15 protein-coding genes and 1 other annotated feature are annotated in these 16,740 nt (G+C 45.2%); of the genes, 9 read left to right on the top strand and 6 right to left on the bottom strand.

The window, feature by feature from the left end; genetic code table 11:
- The first annotated feature begins 10 nt into the window (after window positions 1-10).
- Window positions 11-1,204, top strand: a complete 1,194-nt coding sequence (locus AC07VD_RS12965) for an MDR family MFS transporter (RefSeq protein ID WP_017695458.1) — start codon at window positions 11-13, stop codon at window positions 1,202-1,204.
- Between the two features lie 31 nt (window positions 1,205-1,235).
- Here the strand turns inward: AC07VD_RS12965 and ytvA are convergent, their stop codons facing one another.
- Window positions 1,236-2,021 (bottom strand): YtvA family blue-light photoreceptor, encoded by a 786-nt coding sequence (gene ytvA, locus AC07VD_RS12960; protein ID WP_319620146.1) that lies wholly within the window; start codon window positions 2,019-2,021, stop codon window positions 1,236-1,238.
- A gap of 404 nt (window positions 2,022-2,425) precedes the next feature.
- On the opposite strand from ytvA, the gene AC07VD_RS12955 reads away from it, so the two are divergent.
- The 3 genes from AC07VD_RS12955 to AC07VD_RS12945 all read left to right on the top strand — a co-directional run bounded on the left by AC07VD_RS12955 (window position 2,426) and on the right by AC07VD_RS12945 (window position 6,029).
- Window positions 2,426-2,761, top strand: coding sequence for a DUF4257 domain-containing protein (locus AC07VD_RS12955; protein WP_003246114.1), 336 nt, complete (start codon window positions 2,426-2,428; stop codon window positions 2,759-2,761).
- A gap of 102 nt (window positions 2,762-2,863) precedes the next feature.
- Window positions 2,864-3,078, top strand: a binding site (T-box leader).
- Between the two features lie 109 nt (window positions 3,079-3,187).
- Window positions 3,188-5,602, top strand: a complete 2,415-nt coding sequence (leuS, locus tag AC07VD_RS12950) for a leucine--tRNA ligase (protein WP_003246072.1) — start codon at window positions 3,188-3,190, stop codon at window positions 5,600-5,602.
- 115 nt (window positions 5,603-5,717) lie between these two features.
- Window positions 5,718-6,029, top strand: a complete 312-nt coding sequence (locus AC07VD_RS12945; protein WP_004398993.1) for a rhodanese-like domain-containing protein — start codon at window positions 5,718-5,720, stop codon at window positions 6,027-6,029.
- 21 nt (window positions 6,030-6,050) lie between these two features.
- On the opposite strand, the gene melA is transcribed toward AC07VD_RS12945, so the two are convergent.
- From melA to AC07VD_RS12920, 5 genes are read right to left on the bottom strand one after another with little or no spacing between them, the layout of a single operon-like run.
- Window positions 6,051-7,349: an alpha-galactosidase MelA gene (gene melA / locus AC07VD_RS12940; RefSeq protein WP_024572927.1), complete on the bottom strand. Its 1,299-nt coding sequence runs from the start codon at window positions 7,347-7,349 to the stop codon at window positions 6,051-6,053.
- A gap of 19 nt (window positions 7,350-7,368) precedes the next feature.
- Window positions 7,369-8,199 carry a carbohydrate ABC transporter permease gene (locus tag AC07VD_RS12935; RefSeq protein ID WP_014480612.1) on the bottom strand — a complete coding sequence of 277 codons (831 nt, stop codon included), beginning with the start codon at window positions 8,197-8,199 and terminating at the stop codon, window positions 7,369-7,371.
- Complete coding sequence (locus AC07VD_RS12930) at window positions 8,196-9,107, bottom strand: carbohydrate ABC transporter permease (protein WP_015251409.1); 912 nt, start codon at window positions 9,105-9,107, stop codon at window positions 8,196-8,198. Before AC07VD_RS12930 ends, AC07VD_RS12935 begins: the two co-directional genes overlap by 4 nt.
- The gene (locus tag AC07VD_RS12925) at window positions 9,100-10,380 is read right to left on the bottom strand and encodes an ABC transporter substrate-binding protein (protein ID WP_494721759.1); all 1,281 of its coding nucleotides are present in this window, start codon (window positions 10,378-10,380) and stop codon (window positions 9,100-9,102) included. The genes AC07VD_RS12930 and AC07VD_RS12925 overlap by 8 nt, the downstream gene beginning before the upstream one ends.
- 33 nt (window positions 10,381-10,413) lie before the next feature.
- Entirely contained in the window at window positions 10,414-11,448 is a 1,035-nt protein-coding gene (locus AC07VD_RS12920) for a LacI family DNA-binding transcriptional regulator (RefSeq protein ID WP_038828885.1), read from the bottom strand.
- A gap of 218 nt (window positions 11,449-11,666) precedes the next feature.
- Between AC07VD_RS12920 and AC07VD_RS12915 the strand changes: the two genes are divergently transcribed.
- From AC07VD_RS12915 to bioD, 5 genes are all read left to right on the top strand, one after another.
- The gene (locus AC07VD_RS12915; protein WP_167408373.1) at window positions 11,667-12,566 is read left to right on the top strand and encodes a dienelactone hydrolase family protein; all 900 of its coding nucleotides are present in this window, start codon (window positions 11,667-11,669) and stop codon (window positions 12,564-12,566) included.
- Window positions 12,567-12,775: 209 nt separating this feature from the next.
- Window positions 12,776-13,552, top strand: coding sequence for a 6-carboxyhexanoate--CoA ligase (bioW, locus tag AC07VD_RS12910; RefSeq protein WP_494721803.1), 777 nt, complete (start codon window positions 12,776-12,778; stop codon window positions 13,550-13,552).
- On the top strand, window positions 13,542-14,888 hold the full coding sequence (gene bioA / locus AC07VD_RS12905; RefSeq protein WP_326045832.1) for an adenosylmethionine--8-amino-7-oxononanoate transaminase: 1,347 nt from the start codon (window positions 13,542-13,544) through the stop codon (window positions 14,886-14,888). The genes bioW and bioA overlap by 11 nt, the downstream gene beginning before the upstream one ends.
- Window positions 14,878-16,047 (top strand): 8-amino-7-oxononanoate synthase, encoded by a 1,170-nt coding sequence (gene bioF / locus AC07VD_RS12900; RefSeq protein WP_494721760.1) that lies wholly within the window; start codon window positions 14,878-14,880, stop codon window positions 16,045-16,047. Before bioA ends, bioF begins: the two co-directional genes overlap by 11 nt.
- Complete coding sequence (gene bioD / locus AC07VD_RS12895) at window positions 16,044-16,739, top strand: dethiobiotin synthase (RefSeq protein ID WP_494721761.1); 696 nt, start codon at window positions 16,044-16,046, stop codon at window positions 16,737-16,739. Before bioF ends, bioD begins: the two co-directional genes overlap by 4 nt.
- Window position 16,740: the final 1 nt, after the last annotated feature.

The raw sequence follows: 16,740 nt of genomic DNA, 5'->3' as shown, positions 1-16,740 counted from the left end.
GGGGATGAGTATGCCGCGTGCTCTTAAAATTTTAGTCATTGGAATGTTTATCAATGTGACGGGTGCTTCTTTTTTATGGCCGCTGAATACGATTTATATCCATAATCATTTAGGAAAGTCGTTAACAGTAGCCGGACTTGTCCTGATGCTGAATTCCGGCGCCAGTGTGGCTGGTAATTTATGCGGAGGTTTTTTGTTTGATAAAATCGGCGGTTTTAAATCGATTATGCTTGGGATAGCCATTACGTTAGCAAGCCTGATGGGTCTTGTCTTTTTTCATGATTGGCCAGCCTATATTGTGCTGCTGACGATTGTGGGCTTTGGCTCCGGTGTTGTTTTTCCGGCCAGCTACGCAATGGCGGGATCGGTATGGCCTGAAGGGGGAAGGAAGGCATTTAATGCGATATATGTCGCGCAAAACGCGGGCGTGGCCGTCGGTTCAGCGCTTGGCGGTATCGTGGCATCTTTCTCGTTTTCATATGTATTTTTGGCAAATGCCGCGCTGTATCTGGTCTTTTTCTTTATTGTATATTTCGGATTTCGAAATATTCAGACGGGAGATGCGTCCCAAACGTCTGTGCTTGATTATGATGCTGTGAACAGCAAAGCAAAATTTGCCGCACTGATCATTTTAAGCGGAGGCTATGTACTCGGATGGCTGGCTTATTCTCAGTGGTCAACCACAATTGCTTCGTACACACAAAGCATTGGAATATCTCTTTCCTTATACAGCGTGCTGTGGACGGTTAACGGAATTCTCATTGTGCTCGGCCAGCCGCTCGTCAGTTTTGTGGTGAAAAAATGGGCCGAGTCGCTAAAAGCGCAAATGGTCATCGGCTTTATCATTTTTATTGTGTCTTTCAGCATGCTGCTGACTGCAAAGCAATTTCCGATGTTTCTCGCTGCGATGGTGATCCTGACTATCGGAGAAATGCTTGTTTGGCCTGCTGTGCCGACTATTGCCAATCAGCTTGCCCCTAAAGGGAAAGAAGGCTTTTATCAAGGCTTTGTCAACAGTGCGGCGACAGGCGGCAGAATGATTGGTCCCCTGTTCGGAGGAGTGCTTGTCGATCATTACGGCATTAAGGCTCTTGTTTTATCTCTGTTGGTATTGCTGCTGATCAGTATTGCCACAACGCTTCTATATGACAAACGGCTAAAATCAGCTAAAGAAACAAATAAGCAGGCATCAATCTCTTCATAATAAAAGATCCCGCCGGATGAGCGGGATCTTTTTACATAATCGGAAGCACTTTGACGGCATCCTTTACATTTGAATATGTTTTCAGCGACGAAAAATTGGCATCCAGTTTATTCATTTTCATAGCCAATTCAGGTTTAATGCCGGTAATGATTAACTCAGTTCCGGTCAATTTCAGCAAATGGCTCAGCTTGAAAATTTGGTCGGCCGTTTGTTCGTTCACTTGGGCCAATCCGGATAAATCAATGATCAAATAATCATCTTTGGATGTTGATAAGATATTCGTCAATGTGCAAACGATGGAATTAAATCGCTCCTCTGTCAGGTTTCCGACTAGCGGAAGAGCCGAAATGCCATTGCGAATCGGGACAATAGGAGTTGAAAGTGCAGTAATTTCCGTGAGGGAATCCTCGAGAAGCTTTTCATATTCTTTTTGCTTGGTGATATCATTCTGAATTCCGACAAAATACGTTTTATCCTCTATTTCCATTGGATCAATATTTAATTCATTCCAGAACATCGTTCCGTCTTTTTTGTAGTTTTGGATCTGAACGGTGACCGGTTCTTTATTTTGTAAAGCGGTTCTGATGTTGTCCACTTCTGCAGGATCTGTGTGTTTCCCCTGTAAGAAGCGGCAGTTCTTTCCTAAAATTTCCTCGGTCTTGTAGCCGGTCATTTGAACAAAGCCTTGATTTACGTAGACAATAGGATTATCTTCAAGTGCGGGATCTGTAATTACCACACCGACTCGCACGTGATCAAGCGCTTTTTTGATGACTTCCAGCTGTCCTGGTATCCCAAATGATTGAAAACTAGCCATATAAATCCCCCTTAGGCCGTCAGCTTGCTATGCGAAAGCCTGATATTCCCCTTTTTTAAAATGAATTCTACAGTAACCGTAGCACAACACATGTTCTGATTCAAGCAAGTGCAGTTTGTTGTTTGTCATTAGGGCTTGTCCTCGTATACACTAAAAATAAGAACAGAATTTGAACATATGAACGGAAAGGTTTTCTACATGCTAAATAGGTGACTAGGTCAATGTCACTGGGTGAAAAATGAATCCAATGCATCAAGCTTACCGATCATGTGTTCACATATAATGGAAGAAACAAGCTTTTTACAGATTTGCCGGTATGTAGATATCGAAAATCATCGGAATCGTTTAAGGGGGCTGGATGGCCTGAAGTCGCTTTACGAAATAAGGGCTTTAGGAAGGTGATGATGAAGATGCTGCATCAGGTACTCATTGCTTGTGTAATTGGAGGAATCATGGGGATTCTCGGTCATGTGAAAAAGAGAGGTAGGCTGGAGAAGCCCAGAATGACGAAGCGGTTTATCTACCTTGGATTTTTGGAAGATTGGTTTATCGGCATGACGGCTTCCATTTTACTTGTATTATCCGCTGACCCCGATTCAGGAATTCAACTTGTCATCTTATCCATTATCTCAGGCTACGGCGGTGAAGCTGTTCTCAGAAGTTTTGACTTTGTGAGAGAACTGAACAGCGGCGGCGAACCGGCCGAGTCCAAACGTCAAACCAAAACTCCACCCGAATAATTGTCCTCAATCTCCGCCCGTTCAGGGTACATTCCCATTGTATACAAACCTGCTTGCACTTATGAACAGAATTCTATAAAATACAGTTAGATTACGGTTGCGATAAGAACAATGAAGAGGAGCAGTAAGAAACAGATATTGTTGCAGAGAGTTGACGGCTGGTGAAAGTCAATCAAGTTTGTTTCCGAACTCACCTCAGAGTTGCAGCGGTGAAAAGCCGCTGACGCATAACTGCGTTAAAAGTATCAAGTGAGTGCGGCGTATGCCGCGCTAACGAGGGTGGTACCGCGGGAAAACGAAAGTCTCTCGTCCCTTTTTGGGATGAGGGAGTTTTTTTTAGTTTGGGAATATTCTGAATATAATCCTCTCCTTCCCGTCAATACTTGAACCATACACGCCGTATTCAATCAGAAGGAGGTTTTTACTTTGAGTTTTCAGCACAAAGAGATAGAAAAGAAATGGCAGACATATTGGCTTGAAAACAAAACATTTGCCACTCTTGATAATAATGAAAAACAAAAATTCTACGCGCTGGACATGTTTCCTTATCCGTCTGGAGCTGGGTTGCACGTCGGCCATCCTGAAGGATACACAGCTACGGATATTCTGTCCCGCATGAAGCGCATGCAGGGCTATGATGTCCTTCATCCAATGGGCTGGGACGCATTCGGCCTGCCAGCTGAACAATATGCGCTTGACACAGGGAACGACCCCGCTGTGTTTACGAAGCAGAATATTGATAACTTCCGCCGCCAAATTCAAGCGCTTGGCTTCTCATATGACTGGGATCGCGAAATCAATACGACTGACCCTGAATACTATAAATGGACGCAATGGATTTTCTTAAAGCTATACGAAAAAGGCCTTGCTTACGTTGACGAAGTGCCTGTAAATTGGTGCCCTGCGCTCGGTACTGTTCTTGCCAACGAAGAAGTCATTGACGGCAAGAGCGAACGCGGCGGCCATCCGGTAGAGAGACGCCCAATGAAGCAGTGGATGCTGAAAATCACCGCTTATGCGGACAGGCTCCTTGAGGACTTGGAAGAGCTTGATTGGCCGGAAAGCATTAAAGATATGCAGCGCAACTGGATCGGCCGTTCGGAAGGCGCTCACGTTCATTTTGCTATAGATGGACATGATGATTCCTTTACGGTGTTTACAACAAGACCAGATACGCTGTTTGGCGCTACATACACTGTCCTTGCCCCGGAACACGCATTGGTGGAAAACATCACAACGGCAGAGCAAAAAGAAGCTGTTGAAGCTTATATCAAAGAAATTCAATCAAAGAGTGACCTTGAACGCACAGATCTTGCGAAAACAAAGACAGGCGTATTCACAGGAGCGTATGCGATCAATCCTGTGAACGGAGAAAAACTGCCGATTTGGATTGCGGATTATGTTCTTGCATCATACGGAACAGGTGCTGTCATGGCAGTTCCAGGCCACGATGAGCGTGATTTTGAATTCGCCAAAACATTCGGCCTTCCGGTGAAGGAAGTCGTAAAAGGCGGGAACGTCGAGGAAGCAGCCTATACTGGCGACGGCGAGCACGTGAACTCTGATTTCCTGAACGGTCTTCACAAACAGGAAGCGATTGAGAAAGTGATCGCTTGGCTGGAAGAAACGAAAAACGGTGAGAAGAAAGTGACGTACCGTCTTCGTGACTGGCTCTTCAGCCGCCAGCGTTATTGGGGCGAGCCGATTCCGGTCATTCATTGGGAAGACGGAACGTCAACAGCTGTCCCTGAAGAGGAGCTGCCGCTGATTTTGCCGAAAACGGATGAAATCAAACCGAGCGGAACGGGCGAATCACCGCTTGCGAACATTAAAGAGTGGGTGGAAGTCACAGACCCTGAGACAGGGAAAAAAGGAAGAAGAGAAACGAATACAATGCCGCAATGGGCGGGAAGCTGCTGGTATTTCTTGCGCTATATTGATCCGCACAATCCGGATCAGCTGGCATCACCAGAAAAATTGGAAAAATGGCTTCCGGTCGATATGTATATCGGCGGTGCAGAGCATGCCGTGCTTCACCTTCTGTATGCCCGCTTCTGGCATAAGTTCCTTTATGATATCGGCGTAGTGCCGACGAAAGAACCGTTCCAAAAGCTGTACAACCAAGGAATGATTCTCGGTGAAAATAACGAAAAAATGAGTAAATCTAAAGGGAACGTTGTCAACCCTGACGAAATCGTGGCCTCTCACGGCGCTGATACGCTGAGATTGTACGAAATGTTCATGGGACCTCTTGATGCTTCAATCGCCTGGTCTGAATCAGGATTAGACGGTGCGCGCCGTTTCCTTGACCGTGTATGGCGCCTATTTATTGAAGACAGCGGTGAGCTTAATGGAAAAATCGTTGAAGGCGCGGGTGAAACATTGGAGCGCGTCTATCATGAAACGGTCATGAAAGTCACAGACCATTATGAAGGCCTTCGTTTCAACACGGGTATTTCCCAGCTGATGGTCTTTATTAATGAAGCTTATAAAGCAACAGAACTGCCGAAAGAATATATGGAAGGCTTCGTGAAGCTTCTTTCTCCTGTCGCGCCACACTTAGCGGAAGAGCTATGGGAGAAGCTTGGCCATTCCGGCACAATTGCCTACGAAGCTTGGCCTGTATATGATGAAACAAAACTTGTGGATGATGAAGTTGAAATCGTTGTTCAGCTGAACGGAAAAGTAAAAGCGAAATTACAGGTTCCTGCCGATGCAACGAAAGAACAGCTGGAACAGCTTGCTCAAGCAGATGAAAAGGTCAAAGAGCAGCTTGAAGGCAAAACGATTCGGAAAATCATCGCGGTGCCTGGCAAGCTTGTCAATATTGTGGCAAACTAAGCCTAGAAAAAATCCCCTTTGCCAAAAGGGGATTTTTTTCATCAGTCTCAGAATAGCAATCGTTCAGCTGACTTTGATATACTGAACATGATCACTGTGAATAGGAGTGTTTTCTTTGGAAATAAAAGAAATCAGCACAGCCGCTTTGAAAGAAAAAATTGAGGCGGACGAAGAATTATATTTAATTGATGTCAGAGAAGATGAAGAGGTAGCGGAAGGCATGATCCCGCAAGCCGTTCATATTCGCATGGGGGATATTCCTGAAAAAATGGAAACCCTTGATAAAGACAAAGAGTACGTATTTATCTGCCGCTCAGGAATGCGCAGCATGAACGTCTGCAAGTACCTGGATGAGCAAGGCTTTAAAACAGTCAATGTTGAAGGCGGCATGATGGCCTGGGAAGGCGAAACAAAACCAAAAAACTAGGGGAGAGCGGTCCCCTAGTTTTTATTTGTATTCCGGAAGCCAATCGCCGTGTGCTGCAAATAAATCGTCGCACATGGAGATGATGTCCTTCATGGAAAGCTCCGCGCTTGTATGCGGATCAAGCATTGCAGCTTGGTAAACCGCTTCTTTTTTCCGTGTGACAGCCGCTTCGATTGTCATCAGCTGTGTATTAATATTCGTCCGGTTTAAGGCGGCAAGCTGCTCAGGCAGTTCTCCGGCGAAGCACGGTGTAATTTTTTTTCTGTCGGCGACGCATGTCACTTCCACAACCGCTTTTGAAGGAAGGTTGGTGATCAGCCCTGTATTCAAGACGTTTCCTCCGAAGGTGAATGATTCGTTTGTTTCCATTGCTTCTATAATTCTTGAACCATATTCCTTTGAGCGTTCGTGCGTAAGGTGTTTATTATTGACTATATCATCCCGCATTTTCTCCCAATTTTCAATTTGCTTGACGCACCTTCTCGGATATTCGTCGAGCGGGATTTGCAGCTCGCTGATCAGTTCAGGGTAATTCCGTTTAATAAAGTACGGGTGATACTCTGCGTTATGTTCGGACGATTCTGTGACATAATAGCCGAACTTATCCATTAATTCAAACCGCACCATATCATGATGCTTTGTTTTTTGTTTTTCTTTCGCTCTCCTTTTGATTTCTGGATATAAATCTGTGCCGTCTTTTTTGACTTCCAAAAGCCAAGCCATATGATTAATGCCCGCAATGCGTTCCTCAATTCCGTCATGCTCCATTCCGAGAGCTTTAAATAAATCCTTCGTGCACACTTGAACACTGTGGCAGAGCCCGATTGTTTTGATATTGGTATAGCGGAGCATGGCGCCTGTAAGAGTGGCCATTGGATTTGTATAGTTTAAGAACCATGCGTCAGGGCACATTTCCTCCATATCTTTTGCGATATCAAATAAGACCGGGATTGTTCTGAGAGATCTGAATATCCCGCCGATGCCTACTGTATCGGCGATCGTCTGGCGCAGCCCATACCGTTTAGGAATCTCGAAATCGATGACTGTGCTCGGTTTGTATCCTCCAACCTGAATCGCATTGATGACATAGCCTGCGTTTTGCAAGGCGAGTTTCCTGTCATCATAGCTGTTGATGGCCACACTTGGGTTATAACGGTCTCTTAGATTTTCGAGCATGAGCTGGGATTCCTGCAGGCGTTTGGGATCAATGTCGTAAAGAGCGAACTCAAATCCATTCAGTGCCTCTGTTAACAGGCAGTCTCCCAAAACATTTTTGGCGAAAATCGTGCTCCCTGCACCGATAAATGTAATCTTTTTCATATTGCTTCCCCCTTTAATGTTAACCCTTTACCGCTCCGGAAGACAGGCCGGCAATAAAGTATTTTTGCAGCGCCAAAAACAGAACAACCATCGGCAGCATTGCCATAAGTGCCGCTGCGGCAACTAAATGAAGGTTGTTTGCGTTTTCTCCGAAAAAACCTGCCATGGCTACTGTTAATGTCTGAACCTTTTGATCTTGTAAAAAGAAAATGGCAAATTGATAGTCGTTCCAAATAAAGACACAAGAAATAATACAGATGGTCGCAGTGATCGGCTTCAGCAGAGGAAACACAATCGTAAAAAAGATTTTCAGCATGCCTGCGCCGTCAATTCTTGCGGCTTCTTCAAGCTCTTTTGGAATGGTCGATCGGATAAAGCCTGAATATAAGAATACGGTTAACGGCATGTAAGCCGCTGTATTGATGAAAATGGCGATTGCGTGTGTATTGACCATTCCGGCGTCCACGACCATTCGGTACAAAGGAACCATGGACGTTAACGGAGGGATGATCATAATGGAAATCAACAAGGCAAAAACAGCTTTATTCAGTTTCGTTTCCCGCCGGGCAAGCGGGTAGGCGGCAAGTGAGCCGAATATAATTAATAACAAGGCAGAAAAACCTGTGATGATCATGGTGTTTATAAAAGAGTTTCCTAGCGAAGCGCGCTCCCACGCCTCTGAAAAATTATGAAAGGAGATGTCGGCTGGAAATATCCATTTCGAACTGTAGTCTCCTTTTGCTTTCAATGAAGTGGTCAGCAGGATATAAAAAGGAATAAAATGCGCACAGGCCACAATGGCTGCAAGAAGTGTAATGATCCGCATGCTTTTTGTACGGGCGGCTCTCATGACATTTCCGTCTCCTTTCTTTTAAAGTACGCAAGCGCGCAAAAGCTGATGATCAAAATGACAAATGCCATAAATATGCCTTGCGTTGCGGCATAGCCGGCATCCTGCCGTTTGAAATACAAATCATACATAAACGTGGACATGGATTGTGACGCATTTCCGGGGCCGCCTGCGGTGAGTGCAATGATGACGTCAAACAGCTTTAAGCCTCCGATAATGTTGATGACCATATTAATGGTAATGGAGGGCATTAACAGCGGCAGCGTGATGGTAAAAAACTGCTGGCCTTGTTTCGCGCCATCCATTTGCGCCGCTTCATAGTAGTCTTTCGGAATGCTTTGCAGACCGGCTAAGTAGACAACCATAGCGATCCCGACATATTGATAGGTGTTAATCATGACAATGATCCATGGATTGAGCGAGGGACTGGCGAGCGCATTAATAGGGCTGATGCCGAAGACCCCGAGCAAATCGTTGAGCGCGCCTCCGTCATAGGAGAAGAAAAAGTACCAAATGTAGCCCATAATGAGCGGGCTGATCATCACCGGCAAATACACAATTGTTCTTGTTACCGCTTTCGTTTTAATGCTTTGATTCAAGAGCAGAGCGTACAGAAGACCGACCACATTTTGGAAAAAGGTGCTGCCAAGCCCGTAAAGCAGAGTGTTTTTTAAGATATGCCAAGTATCAGGATCAGAAAACAGCCTTTCATATTGCGCGAATCCAACCCATTGGTAGACTTGTGAAAAGCCGTTCCAGTTTGTAAAGGTAATCAATGTGCCTTTCACAAACGGATAAATCATAAAGACCAGAACGGAGAGCAAAGCAGGAATGTACATCCACCAAAGTGAGGACTGCTTTTTTGGCTTAACCTGTTTCACATGAACGTCCCTTGCGATCTCACTCATTGTTTTCAGCTCCCTGTGTTTCCGATTGCTCCCGGAGTCGTTTATATTCTCTTCCCAGTTTCTGCGAAATGTCTTGAGGCCCCAAAATGTCAGCCGCGAGCTCCTGCCCAACCGTGCCCAGGACATCCCACATTCCGTTTGGCAAGTATAACCGGTCGAAGTAAGGCTCGACTTTGACATCTTGATAATGCTCATAATCGTTTGCGTAGAAAATATCAGCTTTCACATTGGTCAGCCCTGAAGGAAGCGATGTGGCTTCAGCCATTTGTTTGGCATTGGCCGGGCGGGCCATAAATGCGATAAATTCTTTTGCCTCTTTTAATTGAGGCGAATCTTTCCATGCTGCAAGCGTGTAGCGTTCACCGCCGATCCATATCGGGTCATCACCGGGATGGATGGCAGGTGTCGGGATAATGCCGACCTTGACGTTCGGATTGATCTGGGCAACGTCTTGGCCGAGTGTGCCGCCTTGCATTGTAAAGGCGATTTTGTTTTGGGCCATTAATTCGATGAGCTGTGATTTTTTTGCCGTTACGGCGTCGATATTGATCAATTTTTCTTTCTGCATTTGTTTGAGGATTTTCGATAAGTAAGTAAATTTATTCCATTTGAAAGTGCCGTTGGTGAGCTGTTTTTTTTCATTCTGGGCAGGGTCTGTGATGAGAAGAGGTGTAGCGAATTGGTCGTAATATTGGGCGAATGAGCTTTTGTCATAGCCGGCAAACCAGAAGGGAACAATGCTTCCCTTGCTCTTTTCTTTAATCGTTCTCAGTGCTTTGATAAAGTCATCCATGGTTTCCGGCGGAGCAATGCCGTAACGGTCTAAAATATTGCGGTTATACGCCAGACCGTCTTTTGCCTGATTGATCGGATAGGCATACACCTTTCCGCTTTTATTTTTGAGGATGCTGTTTAAATTGGGATCAAGATCTTGAGTCCATTCCATATCCCGGAGATCTGCTGTATATTCTCCGTACCTGATTTTCCCCCAGCCATGTGTATCGAATAGATCTGGCAAATCATTGGCCGCCATTCTGACACGCATCATATTTTCATAGTCATTGCCTGGGAAATGAAGGCTGACATGAATGTCACTGTGTTCCTTTTCGAATGTTGCTGCCAGTTTTCTGAACGTATCTCTTTCACTGTCGGTTGACATTGTAGAATAAATGGTTAACGTCTTTTTTGCGGTATCTGCTGAGCTTTTCTCTGCTGAACACCCGGGCAGAACAAGCAGAATAAGAGAGAGAAATAAAACAAAAGTGTGTTTCATCTTTTCCTCCTTATCATCGTGATGAATCTTTGCTTATGTCACCTCCTTTGCTGTACATCCGCAGCTTTGTCTTACGATTAATGTTGTAGGCAGGGTGACATGGTGAGGAAGCGTTCGGCCATTGAGACGGTCAAGCAGCAGTTTTACGCCTGTCCGGCCCATTTCCTCTGTGTATACCTTCACCGTTGTTAAAGGCGTGCTGGCAAATTCAGCTTCCTCAATGCCGTTAAAGCTGACGATTGCAGTATCCCGCGGCACTTGCAGTCCGGCTTCCTGCAGCGCTTTTAATGCGCCGATCGCCATAGAATCGCTGGCAATAAAGAATGCTTCCGGCAGATGGCCTTGATCGATTGCTTTCTTCATCAGGCGATAGCCCTCACGCATGCTGTATTCTCCGATCAGCACATGCTCAGGCTGGGGGGTGGCTGACTCCAAAAAAGCGGTCAGGCGTTTGTCTTCAATCGTTCTGCGAATGCTTTGGCCGTCCTTCAGCGTATGCTCTTTTTCTTGTCCGCCAATGTAGCCTAACCGTTTGTAGCCTAAGTCGAAAAGGTGATCAATCGCCTGGCGTGAAGCCGATTCAAAATCGATTCCAATCGAATCGTATGCTTGCGGATCTGGTGAATGATTGATAAATACTGCATGCTCCAGCCTTCCGCTGATATGCTTAACCGCTTCATCATGAACACGGCCGATGACAATGACACCATCCAATTCCCGAAAGATATGTTCCTGAAAGGAGCCGAGATGAATCGAATTTGTAATGAAAATTTCCTGTTCAAAGCATTCCTTTTCAATCCCTTTCCGAATGGAAGAAAAGTAAGGGTCCTGCCTTTCCTGATCAGGGGACAGACAGCTCAGCACACCGATCAGCGGCTGAGCCCGCTGTTTTTGCCCGCGGGATTTTCGGCGTTTGGCAACGGTTTGATAACCAAGCTCTTCAGCGATGTTGATGACTCTTTGTCTCGTTTCGCCCGCAACAGAAAGCGACTCATCTTCATTTAAAATTCTGGACACAGTTGCGCTGGAAACTTTAGCTTTCAAGGCGATATCTTTAATACGAACCATGGGTATCCCTCTTATCTATTTAGTAAAATATTAACTCATCTGTTTTTGATAAATTGATACTATCATATAAAAGTAAGCGGTTACAATAATTGTTTTCGGAATATTTCGTTATATTTACTAAATATTTAGTAAATGATGTGATTTATGTTGGAAAAATAAAGGGGAACCCAGAATCTGTCTCGTAAATGTGAAGTAAGCGAATAAGGAAGGGTGATGGGATGAGAGCCGAAAGAAGAAAGCAACTGTTTCGATTGCTTGGTGATTTGCCTGATCGGAGGCCAATCAGTGTTGAGACATTACGTATTGAAGAAAGAGAAGAAAATATCGTTGAAACGCTCCTGCTCGATTTAAATGGACATGAAAAGGCGCCCGCTTATTTTGTGAAGCCGAAGAAAACAGAAGGACCGTGCCCAGCCGTATTGTTTCAGCATTCGCATGGAGGCCAGTATGATAGGGGAAAAAGTGAGCTGATTGAGGGAGCGGATTATTTGAAAACGCCTTCTTTTTCTGATGAGCTTACTTCACTCGGATACGGCGTTCTTGCGATTGATCATTGGGGATTTGGAGATCGGCGGGGAAAAGCGGAAAGCGAGATATTTAAAGAAATGCTTCTCACCGGAAAAGTGATGTGGGGGATGATGATTTATGACAGTTTAAGTGCGTTAGACTATATGCAGTCACGCTCTGATGTTCAGCCTGACAGGATCGGAACCATCGGCATGTCTATGGGAGGTTTGCTGGCGTGGTGGACAGCGGCGCTCGATGACCGGATTAAGGTGTGTGTGGATTTGTGCAGCCAGGTGGATCATCACGTGCTGATCAAAACACAGAATCTTGACAGGCACGGCTTTTATTATTACGTCCCATCGCTTGCAAAGCATTTTTCCGCATCGGAGATCCAAAGCCTGATCGCGCCGCGCCCGCACCTTAGTCTTGTTGGTGTACACGATCGGTTAACGCCGGCCGAGGGCGTGGACAAAATCGAAAAAGAATTGACAGCTGTCTATGCTGGACAGGGAGCTGCTGATTGCTACCGAGTGGTCCGTTCTGCTTCGGGACATTTCGAAACAGCAGTTATGAGGCATGAAGCTGTCCGGTTTTTGCAAAAGTGGCTGTGACTGTAAAAAGAAATCGAAAAAGACCGTTTTGTGTGAAAACGGTCTTTTTGTTTCCTTTTAACCAACTGCCATAAATCGATGCTTTCTTCTATTGACAGAAACAGGAGAGAATAATATATTCTAATTGTTAACCTTTAAATATAATTGGTTAACAATTGAGGTGAGAAGCACTACACGTTCTTCAGTTATCAGTGAAAGGGCGAGAAATGATGCAAGAAGAAACTTTTTATAGTGTCAGAATGAGGGCTTCTATGAATGGATCTCATGAAGACGGCGGAAAGCATATATCCGGCGGAGAACGGCTTATTCCTTTCCATGAGATGAAGCATACAGTCAATGCTTTATTAGAAAAAGGGTTATCCCATTCAAGAGGAAAACCTGATTTTATGCAAATTCAATTTGAAGAGGTACATGAATCGATAAAAACCATTCAGCCATTGCTTGTGTATACGAATGAAGTGAGCTGCCCGGAAGAAGGACAAAAGCTTGCCCGATTGTTATTGGAAAAAGAAGGCGTTTCACGAGACGTGATTGAAAAAGCATATGAACAAATCCCTGAATGGTCAGATGTCAGGGGTGCGGTGTTGTTTGATATTCATACAGGCAAGCGAATGGATCAAACAAAAGAAAAAGGGGTGCGGGTCTCCAGAATGGATTGGCCGGACGCTAATTTTGAAAAATGGGCGCTTCACAGTCACGTGCCAGCTCATTCAAGAATAAAAGAGGCCCTTGCGCTCGCTTCAAAGGTAAGCCGGCACCCGGCAGCCATTGCAGAATTATGCTGGTCGGACGATCAGGATTACATAACAGGCTATGTTGCGGGTAAGAAAATGGGCTATCAGCGTATTACAGCAATGAAAGAATACGGGACTGAAGAGGGCTGCCGAGTCTTTTTTATTGATGGATCCAATGATGTAAACACGTACATACATGATCTGGAGAAGCAGCCTATTTTAATAGAGTGGGAGGAAGACCATGACTCATGATTTGATAGAAAAAAGTAAAAAGCACCTCTGGCTGCCATTTACCCAAATGAAAGATTATGATGAAAACCCCTTAATCATTGAAAGCGGGACTGGAATCAAAGTCAAAGACATAAATGGCAAGGAATACTATGACGGTTTTTCATCAGTTTGGCTTAATGTCCACGGACACCGCAAAAAAGAACTAGATAACGCCATAAAAAAACAGCTCGGAAAAATTGCGCACTCCACGTTATTGGGCATGACCAATGTTCCAGCAACTCAGCTTGCCGAGACATTAATCGATATCAGCCCAAAAAAGCTCACGCGGGTCTTTTATTCAGACAGCGGCGCAGAAGCGATGGAAATAGCCCTAAAAATGGCGTTTCAGTATTGGAAGAACATCGGGAAGCCCGAGAAACAAAAATTCATCGCAATGAAAAACGGGTATCACGGTGATACGATTGGCGCCGTCAGTGTCGGTTCAATTGAGCTTTTTCACCACGTATACGGCCCGTTGATGTTCGAGAGTTACAAGGCTCCGATTCCTTATGTGTATCGCTCTGAAAGCGGTGATCCTGATGAGTGCCGTGATCAGTGCCTCCGAGAGCTTGAACAGCTGCTTAAGGAACATCACGAGGAAATTGCCGCGCTTTCCATTGAATCAATAGTACAAGGCGCGTCCGGTATGATCGTGATGCCGGAAGGATATTTGGCAGGGGTGCGCGAGCTATGTACAACATACGATGTCTTAATGATCGTTGATGAAGTCGCTACAGGCTTTGGCCGTACAGGAAAAATGTTTGCGTGCGAGCACGAGAATGTCCAGCCTGATCTGATGGCTGCCGGTAAAGGCATTACAGGAGGCTATTTGCCAATTGCCGTTACGTTTGCCACTGAAGACATCTATAAGGCATTCTATGATGATTATGAAAACCTAAAAACCTTTTTCCATGGCCATTCCTATACAGGCAATCAGCTTGGCTGTGCGGTTGCGCTTGAAAATCTGGCATTATTTGAATCTGAAAACATTGTGGAACAAGTAGCGGAAAAAAGTAAAAAGCTCCATTTTCTTCTTCAAGATCTGCACGCTCTTCCTCATGTTGGGGATATTCGGCAGCTTGGCTTTATGTGCGGTGCAGAGCTTGTCCGGTCAAAGGAAACCAAAGAACCTTACCCGGCTGATCGGCGGATTGGATACAAAGTTTCCTTAAAAATGAGAGAGTTAGGAATGCTGACAAGACCGCTTGGGGACGTGATTGCATTTCTTCCTCCTCTTGCCAGCACAGCTGAGGAGCTCACGGAAATGGTTGCCATTATGAAACAAGCAATCCACGAGGTTACGAGCCTTGAAGATTGATTCCTGGTTGAACAAGCGGTTAGACAGAATGAAAGAAGCCGGCGTACATCGTAACCTGCGGTCAATGGATGGAGCGCCGGTTCCAGAGAGGAACATTGATGGCGAAAATCAAACGGTCTGGTCCTCAAACAATTATTTAGGGCTCGCAAGCGATAGACGTTTGATCGATGCAGCCCAAACAGCATTGCAGCAATTTGGGACAGGAAGCAGCGGTTCACGTTTAACGACAGGCAATTCGGTCTGGCATGAAAAGTTAGAAAAGAAGATTACCAGCTTTAAACGGACAGAAGCGGCCCTGCTGTTTTCGAGCGGTTACTTGGCCAATGTCGGTGTCCTTTCATCCTTGCCAGAAAAGGAAGATGTCATTTTAAGTGACGAGCTCAATCATGCAAGTATTATCGACGGCTGCCGACTTTCTAAGGCTGATACAGTTGTTTATCGGCATATTGATATGAATGATCTTGAAAACAAGCTGAATGAAACACAGCGTTATCAGCGCCGTTTTATCGTAACAGACGGGGTATTCAGCATGGATGGCACAATCGCCCCTCTTGATCAGATCATCTCACTTGCGAAACGCTATCATGCCTTCGTGGTCGTTGATGATGCCCACGCAACAGGAGTTTTGGGCGATTCGGGAGGAGGAACGAGTGAATACTTTGGTGTTTGTCCCGACATTGTGATCGGCACCTTAAGCAAAGCTGTTGGCGCGGAAGGAGGTTTTGCGGCAGGATCAGCGGTCTTCATCGACTTTTTGCTGAACCATGCCAGAACATTTATCTTTCAAACCGCTATTCCGCCAGCTAGCTGTGCGGCTGCTCATGAGGCTTTCAACATCATTGAAGCCAGCAGGGAAAAACGGCAGCTTTTATTTTCTTATATCAGTACGATCAGAACCAGTCTGATGAATATGGGGTATGTGGTGAAAGGAGATCACACACCGATTATTCCTGTAGTCATTGGCGATGCCCATAAAACGGTCATATTTGCTGAAAAACTGCAGGGCAAGGGAATTTATGCTCCTGCCATTCGGCCGCCGACCGTTGCGCCGGGTGAAAGCCGTATTCGAATTACAATCACGTCTGACCACAGTATGGGTGATATTGATGATTTGCTGAAAACATTTCATTCAATCGGAAAGGAGCTGCATATCATTTGAGGGGTTTTTTTGTGACGGGAACTGATACAGAAGTGGGGAAAACGGTTATATCCAGCGGTCTTGCTGCCTTATTGAAAGAACATAATAGAGATGTCGGTGTGTATAAACCATTTTTAAGCGGGATATCGCGTCATCATCAAGATAGTGATACAAGTCTGCTGAAAGACATGTCGCAGACCAGTCTTTCTCATGAAGACATTACGCCTTTTGCCTTCAAAGCGCCGCTTGCACCATACGTTGCAGGGAAACTTGAAGGAAAGACTGTCACCATGGAAGAGGTTTTAAGCCATTGGGGGCGGATTAGAGAAAAACATGAATGCTTCATCGTAGAAGGTGCAGGCGGTATTTCTGTGCCATTGGGAGAGGACTATTTGGTCAGTCATGTCATAAAAGCGTTGCAGCTTCCCATGATTATTGTGGCACGTCCTCACCTTGGAACCATTAATCATACCTTTTTAACTGTCAAATATGCAGAAAGCATGGGGCTTCCAATTGCCGGAATTATCATCAATGGAATCAGTGACTCTCCTGATGAAGATGAAAAAACCAATCCTGAGATGATTGAGCGCTTATGCGGTGTGCCGATTTTAGGGGTTACGCCAAAGCTTGCCAATGTTACGAAAGAAACGGTTCTACATATGGTAAAAGACCATATCAATCTATCATTACTGATGAATCAAGTGGGGGTATGAG

The sequence above is a fragment of the Bacillus sp. GW821-FHT01G09 genome (assembly GCF_059422205.1).
This window is presented reverse-complemented; position numbering and strand designations above follow the sequence as displayed.

Coding starts and splice junctions, on each gene's coding strand:
- AC07VD_RS12920 (WP_038828885.1), bottom strand. CDS start 11,448: ATGGTTCGTATTAAAGATATCGCCTTGAAAGCTAAAGTTTCCAGCGCA.
- AC07VD_RS12915 (WP_167408373.1), top strand. CDS start 11,667: ATGAGAGCCGAAAGAAGAAAGCAACTGTTTCGATTGCTTGGTGATTTG.
- AC07VD_RS12930 (WP_015251409.1), bottom strand. CDS start 9,107: ATGAGTGAGATCGCAAGGGACGTTCATGTGAAACAGGTTAAGCCAAAA.
- bioW (WP_494721803.1), top strand. CDS start 12,776: ATGCAAGAAGAAACTTTTTATAGTGTCAGAATGAGGGCTTCTATGAAT.
- AC07VD_RS12935 (WP_014480612.1), bottom strand. CDS start 8,199: ATGAGAGCCGCCCGTACAAAAAGCATGCGGATCATTACACTTCTTGCA.
- melA (WP_024572927.1), bottom strand. CDS start 7,349: ATGAAAAAGATTACATTTATCGGTGCAGGGAGCACGATTTTCGCCAAA.
- AC07VD_RS12965 (WP_017695458.1), top strand. CDS start 11: ATGCCGCGTGCTCTTAAAATTTTAGTCATTGGAATGTTTATCAATGTG.
- AC07VD_RS12955 (WP_003246114.1), top strand. CDS start 2,426: ATGAAGATGCTGCATCAGGTACTCATTGCTTGTGTAATTGGAGGAATC.
- ytvA (WP_319620146.1), bottom strand. CDS start 2,021: ATGGCTAGTTTTCAATCATTTGGGATACCAGGACAGCTGGAAGTCATC.
- bioA (WP_326045832.1), top strand. CDS start 13,542: ATGACTCATGATTTGATAGAAAAAAGTAAAAAGCACCTCTGGCTGCCA.
- AC07VD_RS12925 (WP_494721759.1), bottom strand. CDS start 10,380: ATGAAACACACTTTTGTTTTATTTCTCTCTCTTATTCTGCTTGTTCTG.